This window comes from Paraburkholderia sp. (assembly GCF_028283785.1).
Classification (GTDB): Bacteria; Pseudomonadota; Gammaproteobacteria; order Burkholderiales; family Burkholderiaceae; genus Paraburkholderia.
In genome coordinates, this window is record NZ_JAPWKB010000013.1 from 250,004 (window position 1) to 272,523 (window position 22,520).

Annotated in this window: 20 protein-coding genes; 14 read left to right on the top strand and 6 right to left on the bottom strand. The window is 60.8% G+C overall.

Annotated elements, in window-relative coordinates:
• Positions 1-2: 2 nt before the first annotated feature.
• The 8 genes from cydB (at position 3) to PW947_RS15225 (ending at position 8,605) form a co-directional block, all read left to right on the top strand.
• Positions 3-1,010: a cytochrome d ubiquinol oxidase subunit II gene (gene cydB, locus PW947_RS15190; RefSeq protein WP_299633154.1), complete on the top strand. Its 1,008-nt coding sequence runs from the start codon at positions 3-5 to the stop codon at positions 1,008-1,010.
• Positions 1,011-1,023: 13 nt separating this feature from the next.
• Positions 1,024-1,191, top strand: a complete 168-nt coding sequence (locus PW947_RS15195; RefSeq protein WP_299633155.1) for a DUF2474 domain-containing protein — start codon at positions 1,024-1,026, stop codon at positions 1,189-1,191.
• A 217-nt stretch (positions 1,192-1,408) separates the two neighbouring features.
• Positions 1,409-2,644 (top strand): MFS transporter, encoded by a 1,236-nt coding sequence (locus PW947_RS15200; RefSeq protein ID WP_299633156.1) that lies wholly within the window; start codon positions 1,409-1,411, stop codon positions 2,642-2,644.
• A 237-nt stretch (positions 2,645-2,881) separates the two neighbouring features.
• A complete protein-coding gene (locus tag PW947_RS15205; RefSeq protein ID WP_299633158.1) occupies positions 2,882-3,190 on the top strand; it encodes an EthD family reductase in 309 nt (102 codons plus the stop codon).
• A 260-nt stretch (positions 3,191-3,450) separates the two neighbouring features.
• Complete coding sequence (locus tag PW947_RS15210) at positions 3,451-4,752, top strand: MFS transporter (RefSeq protein WP_299633159.1); 1,302 nt, start codon at positions 3,451-3,453, stop codon at positions 4,750-4,752.
• A gap of 104 nt (positions 4,753-4,856) precedes the next feature.
• Complete coding sequence (locus PW947_RS15215; RefSeq protein ID WP_299633160.1) at positions 4,857-5,789, top strand: LysR substrate-binding domain-containing protein; 933 nt, start codon at positions 4,857-4,859, stop codon at positions 5,787-5,789.
• A 199-nt stretch (positions 5,790-5,988) separates the two neighbouring features.
• Entirely contained in the window at positions 5,989-7,332 is a 1,344-nt protein-coding gene (locus PW947_RS15220; RefSeq protein ID WP_299633161.1) for an MFS transporter, read from the top strand.
• Positions 7,333-7,363: 31 nt separating this feature from the next.
• The gene (locus tag PW947_RS15225; RefSeq protein ID WP_299633162.1) at positions 7,364-8,605 is read left to right on the top strand and encodes an amidohydrolase family protein; all 1,242 of its coding nucleotides are present in this window, start codon (positions 7,364-7,366) and stop codon (positions 8,603-8,605) included.
• 83 nt (positions 8,606-8,688) lie between these two features.
• Here PW947_RS15225 and PW947_RS15230 read toward each other — a convergent pair whose 3' ends face one another.
• Positions 8,689-9,081 (bottom strand): DUF2917 domain-containing protein, encoded by a 393-nt coding sequence (locus PW947_RS15230; protein WP_299633163.1) that lies wholly within the window; start codon positions 9,079-9,081, stop codon positions 8,689-8,691.
• Positions 9,082-9,466: 385 nt separating this feature from the next.
• Here PW947_RS15230 and PW947_RS15235 point away from each other — a divergent pair, with 385 nt between their 5' ends.
• Together PW947_RS15235 and PW947_RS15240 are read left to right on the top strand one after the other, a co-directional pair.
• Entirely contained in the window at positions 9,467-11,905 is a 2,439-nt protein-coding gene (locus tag PW947_RS15235) for a transglycosylase domain-containing protein (protein WP_366146122.1), read from the top strand.
• Between the two features lie 126 nt (positions 11,906-12,031).
• The gene (locus PW947_RS15240) at positions 12,032-12,271 is read left to right on the top strand and encodes a hypothetical protein (RefSeq protein ID WP_299633164.1); all 240 of its coding nucleotides are present in this window, start codon (positions 12,032-12,034) and stop codon (positions 12,269-12,271) included.
• A 40-nt stretch (positions 12,272-12,311) separates the two neighbouring features.
• Here PW947_RS15240 and PW947_RS15245 read toward each other — a convergent pair whose 3' ends face one another.
• Both PW947_RS15245 and PW947_RS15250 read right to left on the bottom strand, forming a co-directional pair.
• The gene (locus PW947_RS15245) at positions 12,312-13,616 is read right to left on the bottom strand and encodes an MFS transporter (protein ID WP_299633165.1); all 1,305 of its coding nucleotides are present in this window, start codon (positions 13,614-13,616) and stop codon (positions 12,312-12,314) included.
• 124 nt (positions 13,617-13,740) lie between these two features.
• The gene (locus tag PW947_RS15250) at positions 13,741-14,511 is read right to left on the bottom strand and encodes an IclR family transcriptional regulator (RefSeq protein ID WP_299633166.1); all 771 of its coding nucleotides are present in this window, start codon (positions 14,509-14,511) and stop codon (positions 13,741-13,743) included.
• 419 nt (positions 14,512-14,930) lie between these two features.
• On the opposite strand from PW947_RS15250, the gene PW947_RS15255 reads away from it, so the two are divergent.
• Positions 14,931-15,305, top strand: coding sequence for a hypothetical protein (locus tag PW947_RS15255; protein WP_299633324.1), 375 nt, complete (start codon positions 14,931-14,933; stop codon positions 15,303-15,305).
• A 9-nt stretch (positions 15,306-15,314) separates the two neighbouring features.
• On the opposite strand, the gene hutC is transcribed toward PW947_RS15255, so the two are convergent.
• The 3 genes from hutC to PW947_RS15270 are packed head-to-tail and all read right to left on the bottom strand — an operon-like array spanning position 15,315 to position 18,104.
• Complete coding sequence (hutC, locus tag PW947_RS15260; RefSeq protein ID WP_299633167.1) at positions 15,315-16,052, bottom strand: histidine utilization repressor; 738 nt, start codon at positions 16,050-16,052, stop codon at positions 15,315-15,317.
• 49 nt (positions 16,053-16,101) lie between these two features.
• A complete protein-coding gene (gene hisC / locus PW947_RS15265; protein WP_299633168.1) occupies positions 16,102-17,253 on the bottom strand; it encodes a histidinol-phosphate transaminase in 1,152 nt (383 codons plus the stop codon).
• On the bottom strand, positions 17,250-18,104 hold the full coding sequence (locus tag PW947_RS15270; RefSeq protein WP_299633169.1) for a phytanoyl-CoA dioxygenase family protein: 855 nt from the start codon (positions 18,102-18,104) through the stop codon (positions 17,250-17,252). Before PW947_RS15270 ends, hisC begins: the two co-directional genes overlap by 4 nt.
• Before the next feature lie 417 nt (positions 18,105-18,521).
• Here PW947_RS15270 and PW947_RS15275 point away from each other — a divergent pair, with 417 nt between their 5' ends.
• The 3 genes from PW947_RS15275 to PW947_RS15285 are packed head-to-tail and all read left to right on the top strand — an operon-like array spanning position 18,522 to position 22,516.
• Complete coding sequence (locus tag PW947_RS15275) at positions 18,522-18,977, top strand: (2Fe-2S)-binding protein (protein WP_299633170.1); 456 nt, start codon at positions 18,522-18,524, stop codon at positions 18,975-18,977.
• A 1-nt stretch (position 18,978) separates the two neighbouring features.
• Positions 18,979-21,207 carry a xanthine dehydrogenase family protein molybdopterin-binding subunit gene (locus tag PW947_RS15280; protein WP_299633171.1) on the top strand — a complete coding sequence of 743 codons (2,229 nt, stop codon included), beginning with the start codon at positions 18,979-18,981 and terminating at the stop codon, positions 21,205-21,207.
• Positions 21,208-21,220: 13 nt separating this feature from the next.
• On the top strand, positions 21,221-22,516 hold the full coding sequence (locus tag PW947_RS15285) for a cytochrome c (protein ID WP_299633172.1): 1,296 nt from the start codon (positions 21,221-21,223) through the stop codon (positions 22,514-22,516).
• The last annotated feature ends 4 nt before the right edge of the window (positions 22,517-22,520 follow it).

Below are 22,520 nucleotides of genomic sequence, written 5' to 3' on the forward strand. Positions count from 1 at the left end.
GCATGGGCGTCGATCTGACCGTGATATGGGCGTTGATCATCGTGTTCGGCGTGATGATGTATGTCGTGATGGATGGTTTCGATCTCGGCATCGGCATCCTGTTTCCGTTCGTCAAGGACAAGGAAGAGCGCGACGTGATGATGAATACCGTCGCCCCGGTCTGGGACGGCAACGAAACCTGGCTCGTGCTCGGCGGCGCGGGTCTGTTCGGCGCCTTTCCGCTCGCGTATTCGGTCGTGTTGAGCGCGCTGTATCTGCCGCTGATCTTCATGCTGATGGGGCTGATTTTCCGCGGCGTCGCATTCGAGTTCCGCTTCAAGGCGAAGGAGCGTTCGCGACACGTGTGGGACAAGGCGTTTATCGGCGGATCGCTGGTGGCGACGTATTTTCAGGGCGTCGTGCTGGGCGCATTTATCGACGGCATTCCCGTCGTCGATCATCAGTTCGCGGGCGGCTCGCTCGACTGGTTCCGGCCGTTTCCGCTGTTTTGCGGTGTCGCGCTGGTGGTCGGTTATGCGCAACTCGGCTGCACGTGGCTGATCATGAAAACGGAAGGGCGCTTGCAGCAACAGATGCACGATCACGCGCGCGTGCTGGCGTGGGCGTTGCTCGGGATGATCGGCATCATCAGTGTGTGGACGCCGCTGTCGCATCCGGAGATTGCGCAGCGCTGGTTCCGTCTGCCGAACCTGATTTTCTTTCTGCCGGTTCCGGTGCTCGTGATACTCGGCTTTTTCGCGGTGTTGCGAGAGATCGCACGCGGCGCCACCGCGACGCCGTTCCTGCTGACCTTGATGGTGGTGTTTCTCGGCTATAGCGGACTGGGAATCAGTCTGTGGCCGTATATCATTCCGCCTTCCGTGACCTTGTGGGATGCGGCGTCCGCGCCGGAAAGCCAGGGGTTTTCGCTGGTCGGCGCGCTGTTCATCCTGCCGTTCATCCTCGGTTATTCCGCGTGGAGCTACTACGTGTTTCGCGGCAAGGTGAAAGTGGGCGAAGGCTATCACTGAGCGCCACGCCGATATGGACCGACTCCACTCTCCCAATTCACGCGATCCGGCAGCAGGCAGCCCGTTCTGGAAGCGCTGCGCGTGGCTGGTCGGCATCTGGTTTGCCAGCGTGTCGGTCGTGCTGATCGTCGTCGAGTTGCTGAAGTTATTCATGGCGGCGGCGGGTCTGAAGACGCACTGACTGCGCGCTTTCCGCGCCTGTCTTCACATGACGCCAACGCATGCGAGCATGGATCGGCATGCTCGCATGATCCGAACGCGTTTTCCGCGATTGTCACGTGTGCCAGCGGTTTTTCATCGCTGCAAGCACATACCGTTTCAAGCCACTTGCACTACACTTGCGAATTTTTGCGCGCGCCATTTGCGACGCCTTCGCGGCGCTTGAACCTGACAATCCGATGACAACGCCTTCGCCAGAACCCGAAAATAAAACGAGCTTGTTTCGTCACGCCCCCTTCCAGCGATTCTGGTGCGCGCGCGTATTGTCGTCCGTATCGTTTCAGATGCTGGCTGTCGCCGTGGGCTGGCATATCTACGCGCTGACGCACAGCGCATTCGCATTGGGTCTGGTCGGCCTCGCACAATTCCTGCCGATGTTCGCGTTGACGCTGGTAGTCGGCCACGTCGCCGATCGTTACGACCGCCGGAAAATCGCGGCCATCTGTCAGGCGCTCGAAGCCGTTGCAGCAGCGATATTTCTGTTGGGTACGCTGGGCGGATGGCTCAGTGCGCCGGTGATCTATGTGCTCGCCGCGTCGGTGGGTGCGGCGCGTGCGTTCGAGTCGCCGTCGATCGCATCGTTGCTGCCGAGCGTCGTGCCGCGCGGAGAGTTGCCGCAAGCCACGGCGTGGGCCACGTCGGCGAATCAGGCTGCGCAGATTCTCGGACCTGCATTCGGCGGCTTGCTATACGGGCTTGGCCCGAATGCGGTGTATGTCGCGTGCACGGTCGCGTTCTGCGCTGCGGCTTCGCTGGTGTGGTCGATTCCGTTACAGGCGAAACCCGCATCGCGTGCGCCGGTCACGCTGGCGTCGGTGTTCTCGGGCATCGCCTTTATCCGTCGCCAGCCGGTGATTCTCGGTGCGCTATCGCTCGATCTGTTTGCGGTGCTGTTCGGCGGCGCGACCGCGTTGCTACCGATCTTCGCGCGCGATGTGCTGCACGCAGGGCCGCTCGGCCTCGGCCTGTTGCGCTCGGCGCCTGCCGTGGGCGCGTTGGCGGGGACCATCTGGCTTGCGCACTTTCCGCTGAAGAAGCGTCCCGGCATGGCGATGTTCGGCGGCGTGATCGCGTTCGGCGCGGTGACCGTGGTGTTCGGCCTGTCGCATTCGTTCGTGCTGTCGCTGCTGGCGTTGGCCGCGATGGGGGCATCGGACGTGATCAGCGTCGTGGTGCGACTGTCGCTGGTCCAGTTGCGCACGCCCGATGAAATGTTGGGCCGCGTGAGTGCCGTGAATGCGTTGTTTATCGGCACGTCCAATCAGCTTGGCGAGTTCGAGTCGGGAGTGACGGCGGGATGGTGGGGCGCGAGAAACGCGGTACTGGTCGGCGGTTTCGCGACCATCGCGATTGCGCTGCTATGGATGAAGGTGTTCCCTGCGTTGGCAAAGATCCGCTCGCTCGACGGGAACTGAGCCCTTGCGGCGGGCGCTCATTCAGGTCGTCAAGTCAATGCTGGTTCGTGCCATGCACTCGACAAACCGCGCGCTTTGGCGCCTCATAGTATCGTGCGTCGATCCGGTCCGATGCGTAGAACGGAACCGGACGAACACGATGATGATGTAGCGCGTCCCCGCTGCGTAATCGCATGAAACGGATGGTGCGGTGCGGCAGGGGCGACGCGGTTTCGATTGATTATCAAGGAGACAATCATGGCAAAACTCGTCGTACTCTATAAAAATCCCGACGACCCCAACGCTTTCGACGACCACTATTTCACGACGCATATCCAGCTTGCAAAGAAGCTGCCGGGACTGGAGCGGTACGAAGTCAGTTCCGGGCCGATCAAGGACGTGGGCGGCCAATCCGCGTATTACCTGATCGCCACGCTGCACTTCGCCTGCACCGATGCGATCACCCAGGCGCTCAATTCTCCAGCCGGGAAGGCGGCCGCCGCAGACCTCCGGAATTTCGCGCAAGCGGGTGCGGAATTGCTGATGTTCGAAACCAAAGACGTGTGACGATGGTGCGCCAGCGGCGCATCCTGCGTGATTGCATGGTCACTGCCTGAAGGCGGCGCGACGCATGCGTGCCGAGCATCGATGCATGCTCGCATGCGTCTCGCGCATGCCATCTTTCTTTTCCACATTTCGCGTTCTAATACCCTGACTACTGAGCCGGGTTAACGCCGATGACACCGCAAATCCTGTCGATATAGTATTACTATAAATCGTCCCATGCGTATAGCGCATGTGAGATTCATAACGACACCGGAGACTGCATGGATAGGGAAACCCGCATCGTCAGGCTGATGACGCTCAAGCTGATTCCGTTCCTGGTTTTGCTGTACCTCGTGGCCTACGTCGACCGTTCGACGCTCGGTTTTGCGAAGTTGCAGATGAACGCCGATACCGGTATCAGCGACGCCGCATATGGTCTCGGTGCCGGTCTGTTCTTTATCGGCTATTTCCTGTTCGAAGTGCCCAGCAACGTGTTCCTCGTGAAAGTCGGCGCACGCCGCTGGTTCGCGCGAATCCTCGTCACGTGGGGCGTGATTACGGTCGCGATGTCGTTGATCAGCGGGCCGTACAGTTTCTATACGCTGCGCTTTCTGCTGGGCGCGGCCGAAGCCGGGTTTTATCCAGGTGTCGTGTTCTTTCTGGGGCAATGGTTTCCGGCGCGGCATCGCGGCCGGATTTTCGGTCTGTTCCTGCTGTCGCAACCGTTCGCGTTGATCGTGACAGGGCCGCTCGCAGGCGGACTGCTGGGTATGGAAGGCGTGGCTGGGCTGCATGGCTGGCAATGGCTGTTTATCCTGACCGGCTTGCCCGCCGTACTGCTTGCATGGCCGACGCTGCGCTTCCTGCCCGATACGCCGTCGCATGCGGCATGGCTCGCCGCCGACGACCGGCGTTGGCTTGAAACGGAACTGATCGAAGAGCAGCGTTCGCGAGCGGAGATCAAACACGGCAATCCGCTGGAAGGGTTGAAGGACCCGCGCGTGCTGTTGCTCGCGTTGTATTTTCTTCCGTATCCGCTGGCGATTTACGGGCTGTCGATGTGGCTGCCGACCATCATCAAGGCATTCGGCGTCAGCAATCTGACGACCGGTTTTCTGTCTGCGATTCCGTATGTATTCGCGGTTATCGGGCTGCTGACGATTCCGCGCCATTCCGACAAACGCGACGAGCGCATCGTGCATATCGCGTGCTGCGCGGCGCTCGGTGCGATTGGATTGTTCGTTTCCGCCGCCGCGCAATCGCATGTCGTCCAGTTGGGCGCGCTGTGCTTCACCGCATTCGGTCTGTATGCCGCGCAACCGATCTTCTGGACCTTGCCGACCCGCTTTCTCGCCGGACCGTCCGCAGCGGCGGGCATTGCGCTGATCAACTCGATCGGCAATCTCGGCGGCTATATCGGACCGTTCGCGGTCGGCGCGATCAAGCAGCACACGGGCAACCTCGCCGACGGCCTTTACTTTCTGTCGGCGGGCGTATTCGTGCTTGGCGTGGCGCTCAGCTTCGTCGTGAGAATGCTGGTCGATCCGTCTAGGATGACAGGAACGCAGGCCACCGCCGAGTGATGCGCACAACGCATGCGTGCGCGCCAGTCGGCTGTTCGGGGTATGGGTGAACGCGATGCCGCCCGTTATCATGGCGGCAATCGAGTTCACCGGCAGCCCTCATCATGCGCATCGCTCCACTTCCGCCGCTTCAATGTCTGATCGCATTCGAATCCACCGTGCGGCATGCCAGTTTCACGCGTGCCGCCACGGAACTGCATCTGACGCAAAGTGCAATCAGCCGGCAGATCGCGCAGCTCGAATCGTTTCTTGGACGCTCGTTGTTCGAGCGCGAGCATCGGTCGCTGCGTCTGACCATTGCAGGTGAGCGTTACGCCAAACATGTGCAGTGGCTGCTAGCGAACTGCGCCGAAGCCACGCTCGACGTGATGAAGCGCTACGGCGAACAGGAGTTGACCATTGCGTGCTCGTCGGGCGTCGCGGTGCTATGGCTGACGCCGCGACTTGGCGCATTTCGCGCCGCGCATCCTAACGTGCGCATCAGGATGATCGTCCGTGACGGACTGGCGTCGATGTCGCCCAACGAATTCGATGTCGGCCTGTACTTTATCCGGCAGCGCGCCGACGCGCATTTCACCGCACGACGGATCTTCGACGAAGAGGTATTTCCGGTCTGCTCGCCTGGCTATCTCAACGGCCGCATCATCACCCCGGCGGAACTGACACGCGAAACCCTGCTGGTTCAGGAAGACGGCCAGCGTCAATGGATGTCGTGGTCGGAGTGGTTCCGGCTGAACGGCACGCAGATGCCGCGCTCGCCACGCATGGTCGAGGTGAATCACTATCCGCAACTGGTTCAGATGGCGATCATGGGGCAGGGCGTGGTGCTCGGCTGGCGGCACATGATCGACGCATGCGTCGATGAAGGCATTCTGGTTCGCGCGACGCGTGAATCCGCAAGTCACGGTGGTGGCTACTACGTGGTGTCGCCGAACGATCGCTCGCAAAGCCCCGCCGCACGCGCGTTTGCGCGCTGGCTGTTCGAGCAGGCAGCCGAACAGACCGGACAGCCGGTCGCGCTGGAATCCGTCAAATGAGTGGCCAATTGACGTGCCGGGATGCGGCGCTATCGCGTCGCATCTGGAAGTTCGCATGCGCTACACGCATGCATGCATGCAAATCTTTCGTTTCGAAAAAAAACAGGTTGTCTGTCAGGATCGGCGTTATGCAAGAAAAACGCGCCGTCGGCGTACCCGCCGCGCATCTTCGACAGACCCGCCCGAAAGGAAAGAGACCATGCAACGAGCATCATCGCCTCCTATTGCGTCGTCCGTAGACGCGCTTGCCCGGCAACGTCGCCGCGCGATTATCGCCACTGTGCTCGGTAACGGGCTGGAATGGTTCGACTTCACGGTCTACAGCTTTTTCGCGGTGATCATCGCGAAGCTGTTCTTTCCGACCGGCAATGAACTGACCTCGCTGCTGCTCGCCGTCGCGACGTTTGGCGTGGGCTTTTTCATGCGTCCGGTGGGCGGCATCGTACTGGGTATTTACTCGGACAAAGTGGGCCGCAAGGCGGCCTTGTCGCTGACGATTCTGCTGATGGCATTCGGCACGGCGCTGATCGGCCTCGCACCGACTTACTCGAGCATCGGCCTGTGGGCGCCGGCGCTGATCGTCGTCGCGCGTCTGTTGCAGGGTTTCTCGGCCGGTGGCGAAATGGGCAGCGCGACCGCGTTCCTGACCGAATATGCACCGCCGGAAAAGCGTGCTTACTATTCGAGCTGGATTCAGGCGAGCATCGGTTTCGCGGTGCTGCTGGGCGCGGCGGTCGGCACGATCGTCACGTCGAGCCTCAGTGCGGATGCGTTGCATACATGGGGCTGGAGAATGCCGTTTCTGATCGGCATTCTGGTGGGCCCGGTCGGTTATTTCATTCGTAGCCGGATGGATGAAACGCCCGCATTCGCAGCGGTGTCGGAAGAAGCACGCAAAGAATCGCCGCTGGTTCAGGTGCTGCGCGACTATCCGCGCGAAACGGCGTCGAGCTTTTCGATGGTCATTTTGTGGACGGTTTGCACGTATGTGCTGCTGTTCTATATGCCGACCTATTCGGTGCGCACGCTGCACCTGCCGCAATCCACGGGTTTTATCGCAGGCATGCTGGGCGGCCTGATGATCATGTGCTTCTCGCCGGTGATCGGCAAACTGGCGGACCGTTATGGCCGTCGTCGCTTCCTGTCCGGCGCTGCTGCACTGATCCTCGTGCTCGCATGGCCGATGTTCGCGTGGATCAATGCGGCGCCTGGTTTCGCATCGCTCGCGGTGTTTCAGGTGGTATTCGGTGTGCTGATCGCCGCTTACACCGGCCCGATTCTCGCGGCCTTCGCCGAGCTGTTCCCGACCAAGGTGTTGTCGACCGGTCTGTCGGTCGCATACAACTTCGCAGTCACCATCTTTGGCGGCTTCGCACCGTTCGTCATCACGTGGCTGATCGCTTCGACGGGCAGCAATATGGCGCCTGCGTTCTACGTGATGATCGCCGCTGCGATCAGCCTGTTCGGTACATTCCAGATTCGCGATCCGCATGAAACCCGCAGCGTGGATCGCATGCGCGACGCGCATGCGGCACGTAGCTAGGCATGCATCCATTCAAGTCAGGAAACCATCAATGACCATCACGGTAATTCAAGGCGGTAACGTTCTCGATCTGTCGCAGGGCGTGTTGCTCGAACATCATCACGTCGTGATCGAAGACGGCCATATCGTCGAAGTGACGGACCGTCCGGTCGATCTGCCGAATGCGCGAGTAATCGATGCGCGCGGCAAGACGGTGATGCCGGGCCTGATCGACTGTCACGTTCACGTGCTGGCGTCGCGCGCGAATCTCGGCGCGAACGCTAACCAGCCGAACATCCTCACGGCGATCCGCGCATTGCCGATTCTCGACGCGATGCTCGCACGCGGCTTCACCAGCGTGCGCGACGCGGGCGGCGCGGACTGGGGCCTGACGCAAGCACTCGAAGGCGGACTGATCCCCGGGCCGCGTATTTTCCCGTCGGGCAAGGCCTTGTCGCAAACGGGCGGTCACGGCGATTTCCGTCCGCGTGGCGATATGCTCGAACCGTGTTCGTGCTGTTTCCGTGCCGGCGCGATTGCGCGGGTGGTGGATGGCGTCGATGCGGTGCGTCTTGCCGCACGCGAAGAAATCCAGAAGGGCGCGACGCAAATCAAGATCATGGCGTCGGGTGGCGTTGCATCGCCGACCGATCCGATCGGCAACACGCAATACTCGGAAGACGAGATTCGTGCGATCGTCGATGAAGCGACGGCCGCCAATACGTATGTGATGGCGCATGCGTATACGGGCCGTGCAATTTCCCGTGCCGTGCGTTGCGGCGTGCGTACGATCGAGCACGGCAATCTCGTGGACGCGGCTGCCGCCGCGGTCATGCATGAACATGGCGCGTTCGTCGTGCCGACCCTCGTCACCTACGATGCGCTTGCAAAGCACGGCGCCGATTACGGCTTGCCCGCCGATTCGATCGCGAAGATCGAAACGGTTCGCCAGGCGGGCCGCGATTCGCTGGAGATTTACGCGCATGCAGGCGTGCCGATGGGTTTCGGCTCGGACCTGCTCGGTGAAATGCATACTTTCCAGAGCGACGAATTGCGGATTCGCGCCGACGTGCTCGGCAATCTCGAAGCGCTGCGTTCCGCGACGACGATTGCCGCCGATATCGTCAACCACACCGGCAAACTCGGCGTGATCGCCGCAGGCGCGATTGCCGACGTGCTGGTCGTCGATGGCGATCCGCTGCGCGATATCAGCGTGCTGACGGGGCAGGGCGAACGCATTGCCTACGTGATCCAGCGCGGTGAAGTGGTCCGCGAACACGCATCCATGCGCTGAACGCATGCGAGCATGAACAGGCATGCTCGCATGCACGGAATGCCGTATCGGCCATTCCGCACGGTTTTACCGCCGCGCCGACACTAACGAAGGCGCGGCGCGAACACATCGAAGTCGAGACTGGCCCAACGCGCCAGACATCGGCCGAGCCAGCCGCGCTGTCGCGGTAATGCGCTCGTCAACGCCAGTCGCGCGGGCCTATCGCCTTCAACCGTGACCCAGATGCGCTCGCCGCGCAGCAACCGCAATTCGTTACCCGGTGCCAGCCAGTGGTCGTAGGGCGAACGCACGCGCGTGAGCCAGATTTGCGCACCGCTGACGCGCAATTGCGTGTCGGCGGTGAGTCGCCACGACAGCGTTGCACCAGGCGAGATTGCGAGCAGAACGACGACCTGCGGCAGTAATTCGTCATGCTGACGCGCGTCGTCCCGTGAGAACGCGGGGTCCTGAAACGGCGGGCTTGCATCTTCCATCATTGCTCTCCAAATGAGCCGGCTGACGGAAGCGCCCCACAAAACAAAAGGCCCCATCCGAATCCGGCGGGGCCTTTGAGGGTGTCTTCTGCTGTCGAGACCGCTAACGCGCACACACTCCCATTGACCCGTCGGTAATGACTCGGTTCATTGGGTTTTTAATCGCTCGCGCGATGAAGGTGGACGTCAGCATGGTTTTGAGTGTGTCTTCGGCGCGTCAGGCTGTCAATAAAAATTGTGATGAATTCGATATCGTGCAAAACGCGTGCTTTCGAAGGATTACACGGCAAGCTGGCGAGCCGCCGCGCCGGTTTTGGTACGATGCAACCCTTTCTGCGATCCTGTGTGCCGTAACGTGTCCTCTGTTCAAGACTATTACTCGAGATTGTTGGCGCTACTGAAGCCCGCTATTGCGCGGGGCATTCACCATCTTCGTCATCCGACATTGCGCGGGTGCGCTTATGCGCTTGCCGCGATTCCCGCGCTATTCGTTCTTTATGTGCTGGTGCTGATTCCGTTTACGCCGGGCATCGGCGACATTCGCAAAGCGAAAATCGAGCAGCCTGCGCAAGTGCTGTCCGCCGACGGCAAACTGCTGGCGGAGTTCAAGCCGACCAATCGCGAGTGGGTGAAGCTATCGGATATCTCGCCGCATGTGGTCGATGCGTTGGTGTCGACCGAGGATCACCGTTTCTACGAGCATCACGGCATCGATTGGCGACGCATGGGCGGCGCCGCATTGAGAACGCTGTCGGGCGATCGGCAGGGCGGCTCGACGATCACGCAGCAGCTCGCACGCAATCTGTATCCGGACGAGATCGGCCGTGCACCGACACTGACGCGCAAGCTGAAAGAGGCGATCACCGCATTCAAGATCGAGGCCGTCTATACAAAGCCGGAAATTCTCGAAACCTACCTGAATACCGTGCCGTTTTTGTATAACGCGTACGGTATCGAAATGGCGGCGCGCACGTACTTCGATAAATCGGCGGACCAGTTGAACGTGCTCGAAAGCGCGACGCTGACCGGCATGCTGAAGGGCAATAGCTACTACAACCCGGTGATCAATCCGGAGCGCGCATTGCAGCGCCGTAACGTCGTGCTCGCGCAGATGGTCAAGTATGGACGGCTCACGCCTTCCGCGTTCGACACGCTGAAACGCAAGCCGTTGCGCGTGGATTTCGAGCGTCAGAAAGAGTTGCCCGGACCTGCGCCGCATTTCGCGCAGCAACTGCGCAAATGGTTGATCGGCTGGGCCGACCGCAACGACTACAACGTGTATTCGGACGGACTCGTCGTGCGAACCACGATCGATTCGCGCTTGCAGGCAATGGCAACGCAGTCGGTCATCCTGCACGGCAACCAGTTGCAAGGCATCGCGAATTCGGCCTGGAATACGCGGGCGGATTGCGCGGGCAATGGCGATCTGTTCCGCGCGTTCATCCGTGAAACGCCGGAATATCACGCTCAGAAAGACGCCGGCGTCAGTGACGACGACGCATTGATGCAGTTGTCCGCGAATCGCGCATTCATGCATGCGTTGTGCGAAAGCAAGACGCGCGTGCAGGCCGATTTCATGGCAATCGATCCGCGCAATGGCCAGATTCGCGCATGGGTGGGCAGTCGCGACTTCACACAGGATCCGCTCGATCACGTGCAGCAGGCACGTCGTCAGCCGGGTTCGACGTTCAAACCCTTCGTCTACGGCGCGGCATTCGCGCAAGGCATGCGTCCCGACGATACGTTCGTCGATCAGCCGGTCGAGATTCAATTGGCCGGTGGCGAAGTGTGGCACCCGGACGACGCGGAAACGCCGAGCGGAAAACCGATGTCGCTACGTGACGCGCTTGCGTATTCGCGCAACCGGATCACCGCGCAATTGATGGAGAAAGTCGGCCCTGCACGCGTTGCGAAACTTGCGCGTGCGATGGGTGTGCGCGACAGTGCGCTCGACGCAGTGCCTTCGCTGGCACTCGGCACGAGCCCTGTCACGTTGAAGGAAATGGTGTCGGCATACGGCACGATCGCAAATAACGGCGCGTATCTCGAGCCGGTGATGGTGACGCGTATCGAAGATCACAACGGCAACGTGCTGGCCGATTTCCATGTGTCGTCGCCGGATCAGGTGTTGCCCGTCGATGCGGATCACATCCTGCTCGATACGATGCGCGATGTCGTGAATCGCGGAACGGGTTCGAGTATCCGCACGCGCTTTGGTATTCGCGGCGACGTCGCCGGTAAAACCGGCACGACTCAGGACAATGCCGATGGCTGGTTCATTCTGATGCATCCGCAACTGGTTGCGGGCGCATGGGTTGGTTTCAACGACAGCCGCGTTACGTTGCGCAGCGACTACTGGGGGCAAGGCGCGCAAAGCGCGCTGCCGATCGTCGGTGATTTCTTCCATCGCTCGCTGGGCTCGCGGCTGATCGATGCGCGCGTGCGTTTCGATACCGAGCCGCAAACCGGCTGGTTCGGCACGATGACCGCGAAGCTGTCGGGTTGGGTCGAGCAACTGTTCACGCGCAACACAAAACCCGAGCCGGCGCCGTCCGCGCACCCGCCACGCCGTCCGGCACGCCAGACGACGCAGAATGCGCCGGCGACCGCCGCGAGCGCGCCTGCGGCCGTCTCGTCGGTCGTAGCGGCATCCGGTGCTGCGCCGGCATCGCGGACGATGCCGGCAGACTTGCCACCGCTGTTGCCGTTGCCGTCTGCTTCGTCCGGCGACGCGGCTTCAGTCGAAAAGGAACCGGCTTCGTCGCCTACGCCGACGCCGGATGTCGGTCCAGTTGATACGGGTCCGGACGTGAACGCCACGCAGTGAAGGCGCGCGTCGTGGCTATCACCGCCACGACGTCGCCAGCACGCTGCTTACCGTGCCTTTCATACGCTCAAGCTGGCGTTGTCAACGACGTTATCCCCTATGTGAACACCACACGTGGAGAATGAAATGTCAGATGCAACGCCGGATCAGATTGCTCGAATGGTGCGAATCAACCCCATCATGATTCTTAGCGGAAGCGGTGACGCCGCCCGCGCGCTGCGGTATCGCGGCAAGCATACGATCACCGCCGTGCTCGGCGTGGTCGCCAGACACCGTGAGTGCCGCGCGCTGGTGTATTGCGACAGCGTGAACGCGCAGAAGCTGTGGGTCGATGTGCAGACCGGCGCATTCTGCACGCTGCAATAAGCAGTAGAACGCTGGCGGCGTTGCGCGGCCTCACCACGCATTACGGATTCGTGCGTTGGGGTGCTGCGCTCGCCGACCCGTTCGTTTCGATTGCTTCCGTCGCATCGGGCACGGTATTCAGATCGCGTCCGCGCGTTTCGGGCAGCATGAATGCAGCCAGCACGACGAGAAAATACGCAGCGCTCGCGCACACGCCCATTGCTGCGCCCAGTCCCATCCTGACGCTGATCAGACCGACCATCGTCGGCATCACCGCGCCCAATGCGCGGCCTGCATTGCCGCACAAACCTTGCGCGGAACCACGGATGCGCGTGGGGAATAGTTCGGCGATATAGGCACCCGTGCCGGCCGCCGTACCCGATTGCAAGGTGCCGAGTACGAAACCGAGAACCAGCGTGACCGCAAGATTGATCGGCGCGAGCGTATAGATGCCGACCGCCACGGCCTGGCAGCACGCGATGATCATGAAGGTCTTGCGACGGCCGAACGCGTCGGCCATCCAGCCATTCAGAAATGCGCCTGCGAACGAGCCGAGAATATTGATCGCCAGATAGCCGCCGATATTATTGATCGACAGGTTCAGCACGAGTTTCAGGTAGGCCGGCAGCCACGTAATCATCACGTAGTTACCGCCGTAGATCCCGAACGTCAGCAGGATGGCTTTCAAGGTCGTCGCGCGACTGGGGCGGTAAAACACTTCCCAGATGCTGACCGTGTCGTGATTCTTTTCGGCCTTCGCGCGCTCTTTCACGTACACCGGCGCTTCTTCGATATTGCGGCGAATCCACAGCACGAGAATGGCAGGCACGATGCCAAGCGCGAACAGCACGCGCCATGCGATCGCCTGCTCGACATAGTCGAAGAGAATCGTCGTGACCAGCACCGCGATCCCGTAGCCGACCGCCCAACCTGCCTGCAATGCGCCGACGACACGGCCGCGCAGCTTCGGATTGATGGTCTCGCTGATCAACACCGCGCCGACCGCCCACTCGCCACCGAAGCCGATGCCTTGCAAGCTGCGCGTCAGCATCAATTCCCAGAACGAGTTGGTGAATGCCGACAGAAAGGTGAACAGCGAGAACCACGCAATCGTGATTTGAAGGATACGTACCCGTCCAAAACGATCCGACAGAATGCCGGCCGCCCAGCCACCGAGTGCCGCCATGATCAGAACGGTCGTGCCCAGAATGCCCGCTTCGCCACGTGTCATGCCCCAGAGCGCGATCAGCGTCGGAATGGTCAGCGCATACATCTGCGTGTCCATCGCATCGAGTCCCCATCCGCTGAAACACGCCCAGAACGTGCGTTTTTCGGATTTCGTGAGTTGAGTGAACCACTGAAACATTGCTGCGTCTCCTTGTTCAACACGATCGACGGCGTCGGGGCCGTGATGTGATCGTTCCTGGTGCGGTTGGGTGTTAGCTGGCGGTCGATGGGTGAGTGTGGGTTTCGAGGGCCTGAAACAGGGCTTAGGTCAGTGCGACGGTGCTGGTGCCGGCGGCGGCGATCAATGCACTGGCATCGCCGCCCAGTCGTTCGGTTGCGCGGGCGGCGAACATCAGCAGTCGCGGCCGGTAACGCTCCATGCCGACGTAGTCCATCCGGCTCGTCGGTCCGACGACACCCAATGCACCGACGAGGCGCTGCTGCGCGCCGAACACGGGCGCGGAAATACCCGCTGTTTCAGGGTCTCTTTCGCCGAACGACGCGTAGCAGAAGTCGGCACGGATCGTGTCGTATGGCTCGCCGGATTCGCCGGAGAACGCCAGCAAAATGCGGCCGCCCGCACCGCGATCGAGCGGTTGCACGTCGCCTTGCTGGACTTCGGCGCGAATCGAAAAGCGCGAACTGATCCGGTAAAGGCAGACACGGTGATCGCCTTCGCGAACATGAAATGACACGGCTTCGCCGAGTTCGGCGTTGAGTTCGCGCATGGGCGGCAACAGTACGTCGCCGAGATTCAACGACGACTCGTAATGGGCCGCGAGGTTGAGCGTGGCAGATCCGAGCCGGAAGCGGCCGTCGTCGAGCCGGATCAGCAAACGGTGATGGCACAGCGATCCGGCGAGTCGCAGCAGCGTGCTTTTGTAGAGGCCTGTGCGAGTTGAAAGCTCGGTCAGCGTCAGCGGCGGATCGTCGGGGCCGAACGCGAAAAGAATCGACGCCGCGCGATCGAGGACATCGATTCCGCTCGGGGTAACGCCAAGCGGTTGCTGTGTGGTGGTGCGTGCTCGTGCCATCTGATGTCTCGTCGTGTTCTATCTAATAGAATATATATTTATCCAATAGAACAACTCTAACGAGCTACTTCGCGTGCGTCAATCCGATGGAATGCCGGGTCGCATGCATAAAACTGGGGCAAGGGTTCGTGCCATGCGCTGGCGGATTACCTGAACGGAGATGCGACATGCATGCGTCCGACGAATCACACAGGTGTGTGAAAGGTGGGCGCAAAACATGCGGTCTTGGGAGTGGAACTTGCTTTGACGGAGTTCGCCGGGATGCGCGACGACGTGCATCGGGCATACCCTCCGGAGAGGAGTTCATGGCCAGAACGATGATTCGACGCGGTGTGGCGCATGCGGCGCTTGCATGCATGCTTTGTTATGCGCACAGCGCATGGAGCGCGGAACCCGCCGTGCAATCCGACCCGCCGCAGATGCTGGCGCAAGCACAGGGCGGTGCTCAGCCGTCGCCGGGTGCGCCGCCCGGCGTTGCGCCCGCAGGCGACGACACCTTTCTATTGACGATTTTCCTGCGACACGACGAGTCGAAGCCGTTGCCGAAAATCAATGATCAGTTGCGCGCGCAAGGTTTCTTCAAGACCTTCCCGCCGCCCGGAATCGAAGTGGTGTCGTGGTACGTGATGATGGGAATTGGCCAGGTCGTGACGTTGCGCGTGCCGGCAAGCCGGTTGCGCGAAGTAAACCGGGCGATCGAGACGACGGCGTGGGGCGGTTACCGGACGGAGTTCTATCCGACCTACGATTACAAGACGCAAGCGCAGAAGATGCGCACGACCGACGGCCAGTAATTACGTTGGTCAGACAACGGGTTGCACCGCGCCCGGCTTGAAGCGCGACCCGAGCCGGTAGCGGTTGCCGGGATGAACCAGATGGGCGAGCGTGACCGGCGTGCCGCCGGTCCACGTACGCCGCGTCAACGTCAGGCAAGGTTCGTCGACGCGCATGTTGAGCATGTCCGCCTGCTCAGGCGTGGGCAAACTCGCATCGACAACGTGCTCGATTTCCAGTTCGTGATGCGACACGTTGTTGAACAGATATTCGGACGGCGGTCCGGCTGCGAAGTCCTGATCGAGAAATCCAGGCGCCGCGGCCGGATTTACGTAGCGGTCTTCGAGTTGAATTGGGCGATCGTTTTCCAGGTGCACGCAGACGAGATGAAAGATCGGCGCACCGACGGGAAGATCGAACGCGGCGGCGATTTCCAGCGTGGCAGTTTCGCGCGCCTGCGTGATGACCTTGCATGCGTACGCGTGTCCGCGTGACACGATTTCATCGCGCACGTGCGCGATCATCAAGAGATTGGATTGCGGCTTGCCTTGCGCGACGAAGGTGCCGACGCCTGCAACGCGTTCGAGTTGTCCTTCCGTGGTCAATTCCCGCAGTGCGCGATTTACCGTCATCCGGGCGACGCCGAACTGGGTTGCGAGTTCGAGCTCCGATGGAATCCTGTCGCCGACCTGCCACTCGCCGTTACGTACTTTGTCACGTACTGCCAGCTTGATTTGCTGAAACGGCGCGCCCGCTTTCTGTGTCATCTGCCACGCCTTGCTTTGGATATGAATTGCGAGCGATTCTATTACGCTTTCACCGGATGTCGAGCGCCGTGAAGAGCGCATCGAGAAAGGCCGCGTTTTCTTCTTCGGTGCCGACCGTGACACGCAACATGTTGTCGAGTGCATACGCGGCGAGCGGGCGCACCACGACGCCGGCCTGAACCATGCGTTGCGCGACGACGGCCGCGTCACGTACATGAATTGCAATGAAATTTGCATGCGTCGGAACGTATGCGATTTTTGCATGCGACAGCGCACGCGTAATCTGTTCGATGCCACGACGATTCGCGTCTTGCGTCTGCATCAGAAACATACGATCGGCGAGGGCGGCCACGGCCGCGCGTTGCGCGAGTGCGTTGACGCTGAATGTTGGGCGGATACGCGCGATGGCGTCGGCCAGATGCGGTTGCATGATGCCGTAACCAATCCGCAGCGACGCCAGCCCATACGCTTTTGAAAAAGTCCTCGCGACGATCAGGTTCGGGTGACGCGCCACGAGCGCGGTTGCGTCCACGCGTAGCGACGGGTCGAGATAATCGATATACGCTTCGTCGAGCACGACAAGCGTATCGGGACCCGTCGCGTCGATAATCTGCTCGATTTCGGCTTGCGACAGCAGCGTTCCCGTCGGGTTGTTCGGATTGCAGATATAGACGAGACGCGTGCGTGCCGTCAGCGCATCGCACATTGCCCCGGCGTCATGACCGAACTCTCGCGCGGGGACTTCGATCGCAGTCGCGCCGCGCGCCTTGATGCTGATCGGGTAAGCCTGGAATGCGTACTGCGCATGCACGCCTTCGGCGCCATCGCGAAGACACAACGCTGCACATAGATCGATCAGTTCATGCGAGCCGTTCGTGACAGCAATATGATCCGACGGCACCTGATGATAGGTCGCGAGCGCCTCGCGTAACTCGAATGCATCGCTGTCCGGATAGCGTGCGAGGGCGGTGCTGGCTGCATCGCCGCGAGTCAGATGCGCGGTCAACGCTTCCGCCACGCGCGGACTGCAGCCCAGCGGGTTTTCATTCGATGCGAGCGTGACGATGCGTGTCAGGCCGTAGTCGCGCGCCACAGTCCGTTCGGATTTTCCGGGGATGTAGTGCGGCAACGCGTTGATATGCGGGAGCACGGGTGTTCTCGCCGCAATGGATTTCACTGCGGGCTCGATGATCCCGTTCATTCCTCCACCTGTCCGCTGTCGGCTCGCCACAATACGGGAAACAGCGGATGCGTCATCGGCGAATCTTCTGGCAGCGACTCGCGCAAGCCCGGGAATTCCGGCGATGTGCGCCACGGACGGGGCTTATGGCGAGTGTCGTCGCCGATAAATCTCAGCGAGAATGCGCGACGTCGGTGATTGCCGCTCACGCCCCCTGATGCATGCAGTGTAAGCATGTGAAAACACACCATGTCGCCGGGTTCGAGTTCCCATCCAAGAATCGGATAGGCGTCGCGATTGGCCTCGATGTCGGGCAGATCCGCGAGGCTGCCCTCCGGAAACCATTTGGCTTCGTTTTCCATGAACGTGCGCGGCATGAGCCACGGTCCGAGATGCGATCCCGCGACGAATTCGAGCGTCGATTCGCGCGAAACAGGATCGACCGGAATCCACATGCTGACGTTCTGCTCGCCCACGATGTTGTAGTACGGCTGATCCTGATGCCAAGGCGTGCGCTGCCGCGTATTAGGTTCCTTGACGAGCACATGGTCGTGATAGAAGCGCATCGCTTCGCCGCCGACCAGCGCGCCGGCCACCGATGCGGCGGGCGATCCGGTGATGAAACGACGGTAACCCGCGTTGTCCTGCCAGTTGCAGAAGTCTTCGAAGAACCAGCCGGGATCGTCCGGGCGGCTTGCGACCTTCGCGCGAGGACTGGGTTGCGCGATGTTGTGATCGATCGCGTCGCGGAGGATGGCCAGTTCGTCCGCGGTAAAAATGTTGCGGATGCGTACTGCGCCGTTCTTTCGGAACGACTGCACAAGTTCATCGGTCACCGCTGCGGCGACGCGTTGCTCAATGGTCTGGGTCATCGGATTTTCACGTTCGTACAGCGGTCATTCTCTCCGCATGCAACCTGAGGCGTAAGCCTGACAACGGATTGAAGCGGTCTAGACCGCACTATACAAGATCAAAAAAAGCGGTGTAAAGCCCCTTTGTCGGGAAAGCCGGGTTTGTACGCACGGGTCTCGCATCATGCATGCGCTGCACGCATGCATGCGTGTGGCGCATCGCAGCAATGCGCGACGCATGCATTCCATCATCGCGCTCAATCTGCGAGTGACCGACCTCGCTTAACGCGGGTGTTGGACGCGGCGTCAGCAGGAGGATTTAGAACGTGCGACATTACGGCCCATAACAGTCTGCGATCCGGACGCGCAACGCGCCGCTACGCAGCAGAAAAATCAAAAGCTCAAGGTTAATGGCCCCCACTTTTCATGGAAATACCTATGACTACGCTAACGATCAACGGACAGGTCCATACGGTCGATGCGCCGCCTGATATGCCGCTGCTCTGGGTGCTGCGCGATCTGGTCGGATTGACCGGCACCAAGTTCGGTTGCGGGATTGCCCAATGCGGCGCGTGCACCGTCCATCTGGACGGCGTCGCAGTTCGCTCGTGCGTGCTGCCGGTGGCTGCCGTCGGCGATCAGAAGGTCACGACGATCGAAGCGGTCGGCGAGACGCCTGCGGGCAAAAAAGTGCAGACAGCGTGGCGCCAGCTCGACGTCGTGCAATGCGGCTACTGTCAATCCGGCCAGGTGATGTCCGCCGCATCGTTACTGGCATCGAACCCGAATCCGTCAGACGCCGATATCGATACCGCGATGGCGGGCAACATCTGCCGGTGCGGCACCTATAACCGCATCCGCGTGGCGATCAAGCAAGCCGCGAAGGAGGCGTGACATGTCGCAAGGATTGCTCGATGCACAAAACGGTGCAACGCCGGGCGGCGTATCGCGTCGCACGTTTCTGAAGTTCGGCATCACGGTCGGCGCGACCGCCGGCGGTGGCCTGTTGCTCGGCTTCAGTCTGCCGGCCGCGAGTCAGGGGCAACAGCCGGCTTCCTCCGTCATTAGCGGCGACGCCGACGAGACACCCAACAGCAACCTCTTCGAACCTAACGCATTCATACAGATAGACCGTAGCGGCAAGGTTGCGCTCGTGATTCCGAAGGTCGAAATGGGACAGGGCATTTACACGTCCATTCCGATGCTGATCGCGGAAGAGCTCGAAGTGCCGCTCGACAGCGTCACGCTGAAGCACGCACCGCCAAACGAAAAGCTGTTCATGGACCCGTTGTTAGGCGGCCAGCTCACCGGCGGATCGACGTCGATCCGTTACGCATGGGAACCCATGCGTCGCGCAGGCGCGACTGCCAGAACGATGCTGGTCAGCGCCGCAGCACAGCAGTGGCAGGTCGATCCTTCGACCTGCGCGGCACAGGGAGGCATGGTCACGCATGCCGCCAGCAATCGCAGCATCGGCTACGGCGATCTCGTCGAAGCAGCGTCGAAACTGCCTGTTCCGCAAAACGTCGCGCTGAAGAATCCGAAGGATTTCAAAATCATCGGCACGCCGGTAAAGCGGCTCGATTCGCCGGAGAAGGTGGACGGGACCGCGCAATTCGGCCTCGATGTACGTGTGCCCGACATGGTGTATGCAGCGATTGCGACATGTCCCGTGTTTGGCGGCACCCTCGCGAGCGTCGACGATACCAGCGCGAAAAAGATTCCGGGTGTTCGGCAGATCGTCAAATTCGACAATGGCGTCGCCGTGATCGGCGACCACACGTGGGCGGCAAAACGCGGGCTTGCGGCACTGGCGATTACATGGAACGAAGGCGCGGGCTCGACGCTTTCAATGAAGCAGATCGTCGCGGATCTCGCGGATGCCGCGCGTCGCAACGGTGCGGTCGCCCGCAAGGAAGGCGATGTGAATCAGGCGTTTTCAGCAGCCAAAAACCGCATCGACGCCGTTTATCAGCAACCATTCCTTGCGCATGCAACGATGGAGCCGGTCAACTGCACGGTGCATGTTCGCGCCGATGGTTGCGACGTCTGGCTGGGCACGCAAGTGCCGACACGCATCGTCGATGCAGCGGTCAAGGTGACAGGTCTGCCGGCGGACAAGATCGTCGTGCATAACCACCTGCTCGGCGGCGGCTTCGGGCGGCGTCTGGAGTTCGATATGGCGACGCAGGCGCTGAAGGTCGGCAAGCAGGTCGGCACGCCCGTGAAGGTCGTCTGGACGCGCGAGGAAGACATTCAGCACGACATGTACCGGCCGTACTATTACGACACGATCTCGGCCGGTCTGGACGCTAACGGCAAGCCGGTTGCATGGCAGCACCGCATCGTCGGTTCGTCGATCATGGCGCGGTTTGCACCGCCCGCGTTCAAGAACGGGCTCGATCCCGATGCGGTCGAAGTGGCGTCGGATCTACCGTACGACTTGCCTAACCAGTTGGTCGACTATGTTCGTCAGGAACCGCATGCGGTGCCGACTGCATTCTGGCGAGGCGTCGGTCCGACGCGCAGCACGTTCGTCGTCGAGAGCTTTATCGACGAACTCGCGGCGCAGGCGAAGATCGATCCGGTGAAGTACCGCCGCGATCTGCTCGGCAAGACGCCTCGTGCTCGCAATGTGCTCGACGTCGCGACGCAGGCGGCGGGTTGGGGGAGTGCCGTATCGCAGGGTCATGGGCGCGGCGTGTCGGTCATGCACGCGTTCGGCAGCTTCTTTGCGATGGTCGTGGACGTTAGCGTCGATCAGGGCGAAGTGTCGGTGAATCGCGTTGTGTGTGCTGTCGATTGCGGAATGATCGTCAATCCGAACACGATCGAGGCGCAGGTGCAAGGCGGCATCATTTTCGGCATTACCGCCGCGCTCTACAGCGAAATCACGATCAAGGACGGGCGCGTCGAGCAGAGTAACTTTACCGACTACCGGATGCTGCGCATCGATCAGACACCGCCTATCGACGTACACATCGTGAAAAGCGGCGAAGCACCTGGCGGTATTGGTGAACCGGGCACGGCAGCACTCGCGCCCGCGTTGACCAATGCAATCTTCTCGGCTACCGGCAAGAGGCTGCGTCAGTTGCCGGTAGGTACACAGCTGCAAAGCGCCTGAGCGGAGACCGTCGATGAAACTTACTCTGAAAGCGTTCGGCGCAACGCTGGGCGTCGCATTCCCATTGATCCTGACGTCGCTGGCGACGACCGCGCATGCAGCGAACGCAGACGACGCACTCGTGCAACGCGGTGCGTATCTTGCGGAAGCCGGCGATTGCATTGCGTGTCATTCGGCGCCTCGCGGCAAACCCTTTGCAGGTGGTTTGCCGATGACGACGCCAATGGGCCGGATCTATACGACTAACATCACGCCCGACCCGACAACCGGGATCGGTCAATACACCGAGCAGGATTTTGCGCGAGCGATGCGCGAGGGCGTTGCTAAAGACGGCCACAATCTTTATCCCGCGATGCCTTATCCGTCGTATGCCAAAGTCAACGATGACGACATGCATGCGCTATACGCATACTTTATGCACGGTGTCGCTCCAGTCGCACAGGCGAATCGTGAGCCGGATATCAAATGGCCACTCAATATGCGATGGCCATTGAAGTTCTGGAATATGGTGTTCCTCGAGAAAGGCGTCTATCAGGACAAACCGGGAAAAGATGTCGCATGGAATCGCGGCGCCTATCTGATTCAAGGCCTTGGACATTGCGGATCGTGTCATACACCGCGCGGTATCGCGTTTCAGGAAAAAGCACTCGATGAATCCGGCAGTGCGTTTCTGACGGGCGGCTTGCTCGATGGCTGGTTTGCATCGAACCTCACGGGTGAACACAACGTTGGGCTCGGTCGATGGAGCGACCAGGATCTCACGATGTTCCTGAAGACCGGCGCGAATGCGCATGCGTCGGCGTTCGGTGCAATGACGAGCGTGATCAATAACAGCACGCAGTCATTGAACGACACGGACGTCACCGCGATGGCCACGTATCTGAAGTCATTGCCTGCGTCGGGTGGTTCGGGTGGGTCTGCATATGCATACGATCCGAAAGCGACGAAGGTGTCGCTCGCGCGGGCATCGCAAAATCCAGGCGCACGCGTGTATACGGCGTATTGCATGCATTGTCACGGCGTGGACGGACGCGGATTTGCACCGATGCTTGCTCCGCTCGCCGGTAATCCGAACGTGATGGAGAAAGACCCGTCGTCGCTAATCAACGTGACATTGAACGGAACGGCGGACCTGGTGATTGGCGGCATTCCCGCGCCGTATCCGATGCCGAAGTACTCGCCAGTGCTGAGCGATCAGCAGATCGCCGACGTGTTGACGTTCGTGAGAGCAGGGTGGAATAACGGCGCACCCGCCGTCGATGCGCAAGCGGTTGCGAAATTACGCAAGTCGACTCAGGCATCGCAATAGGCAC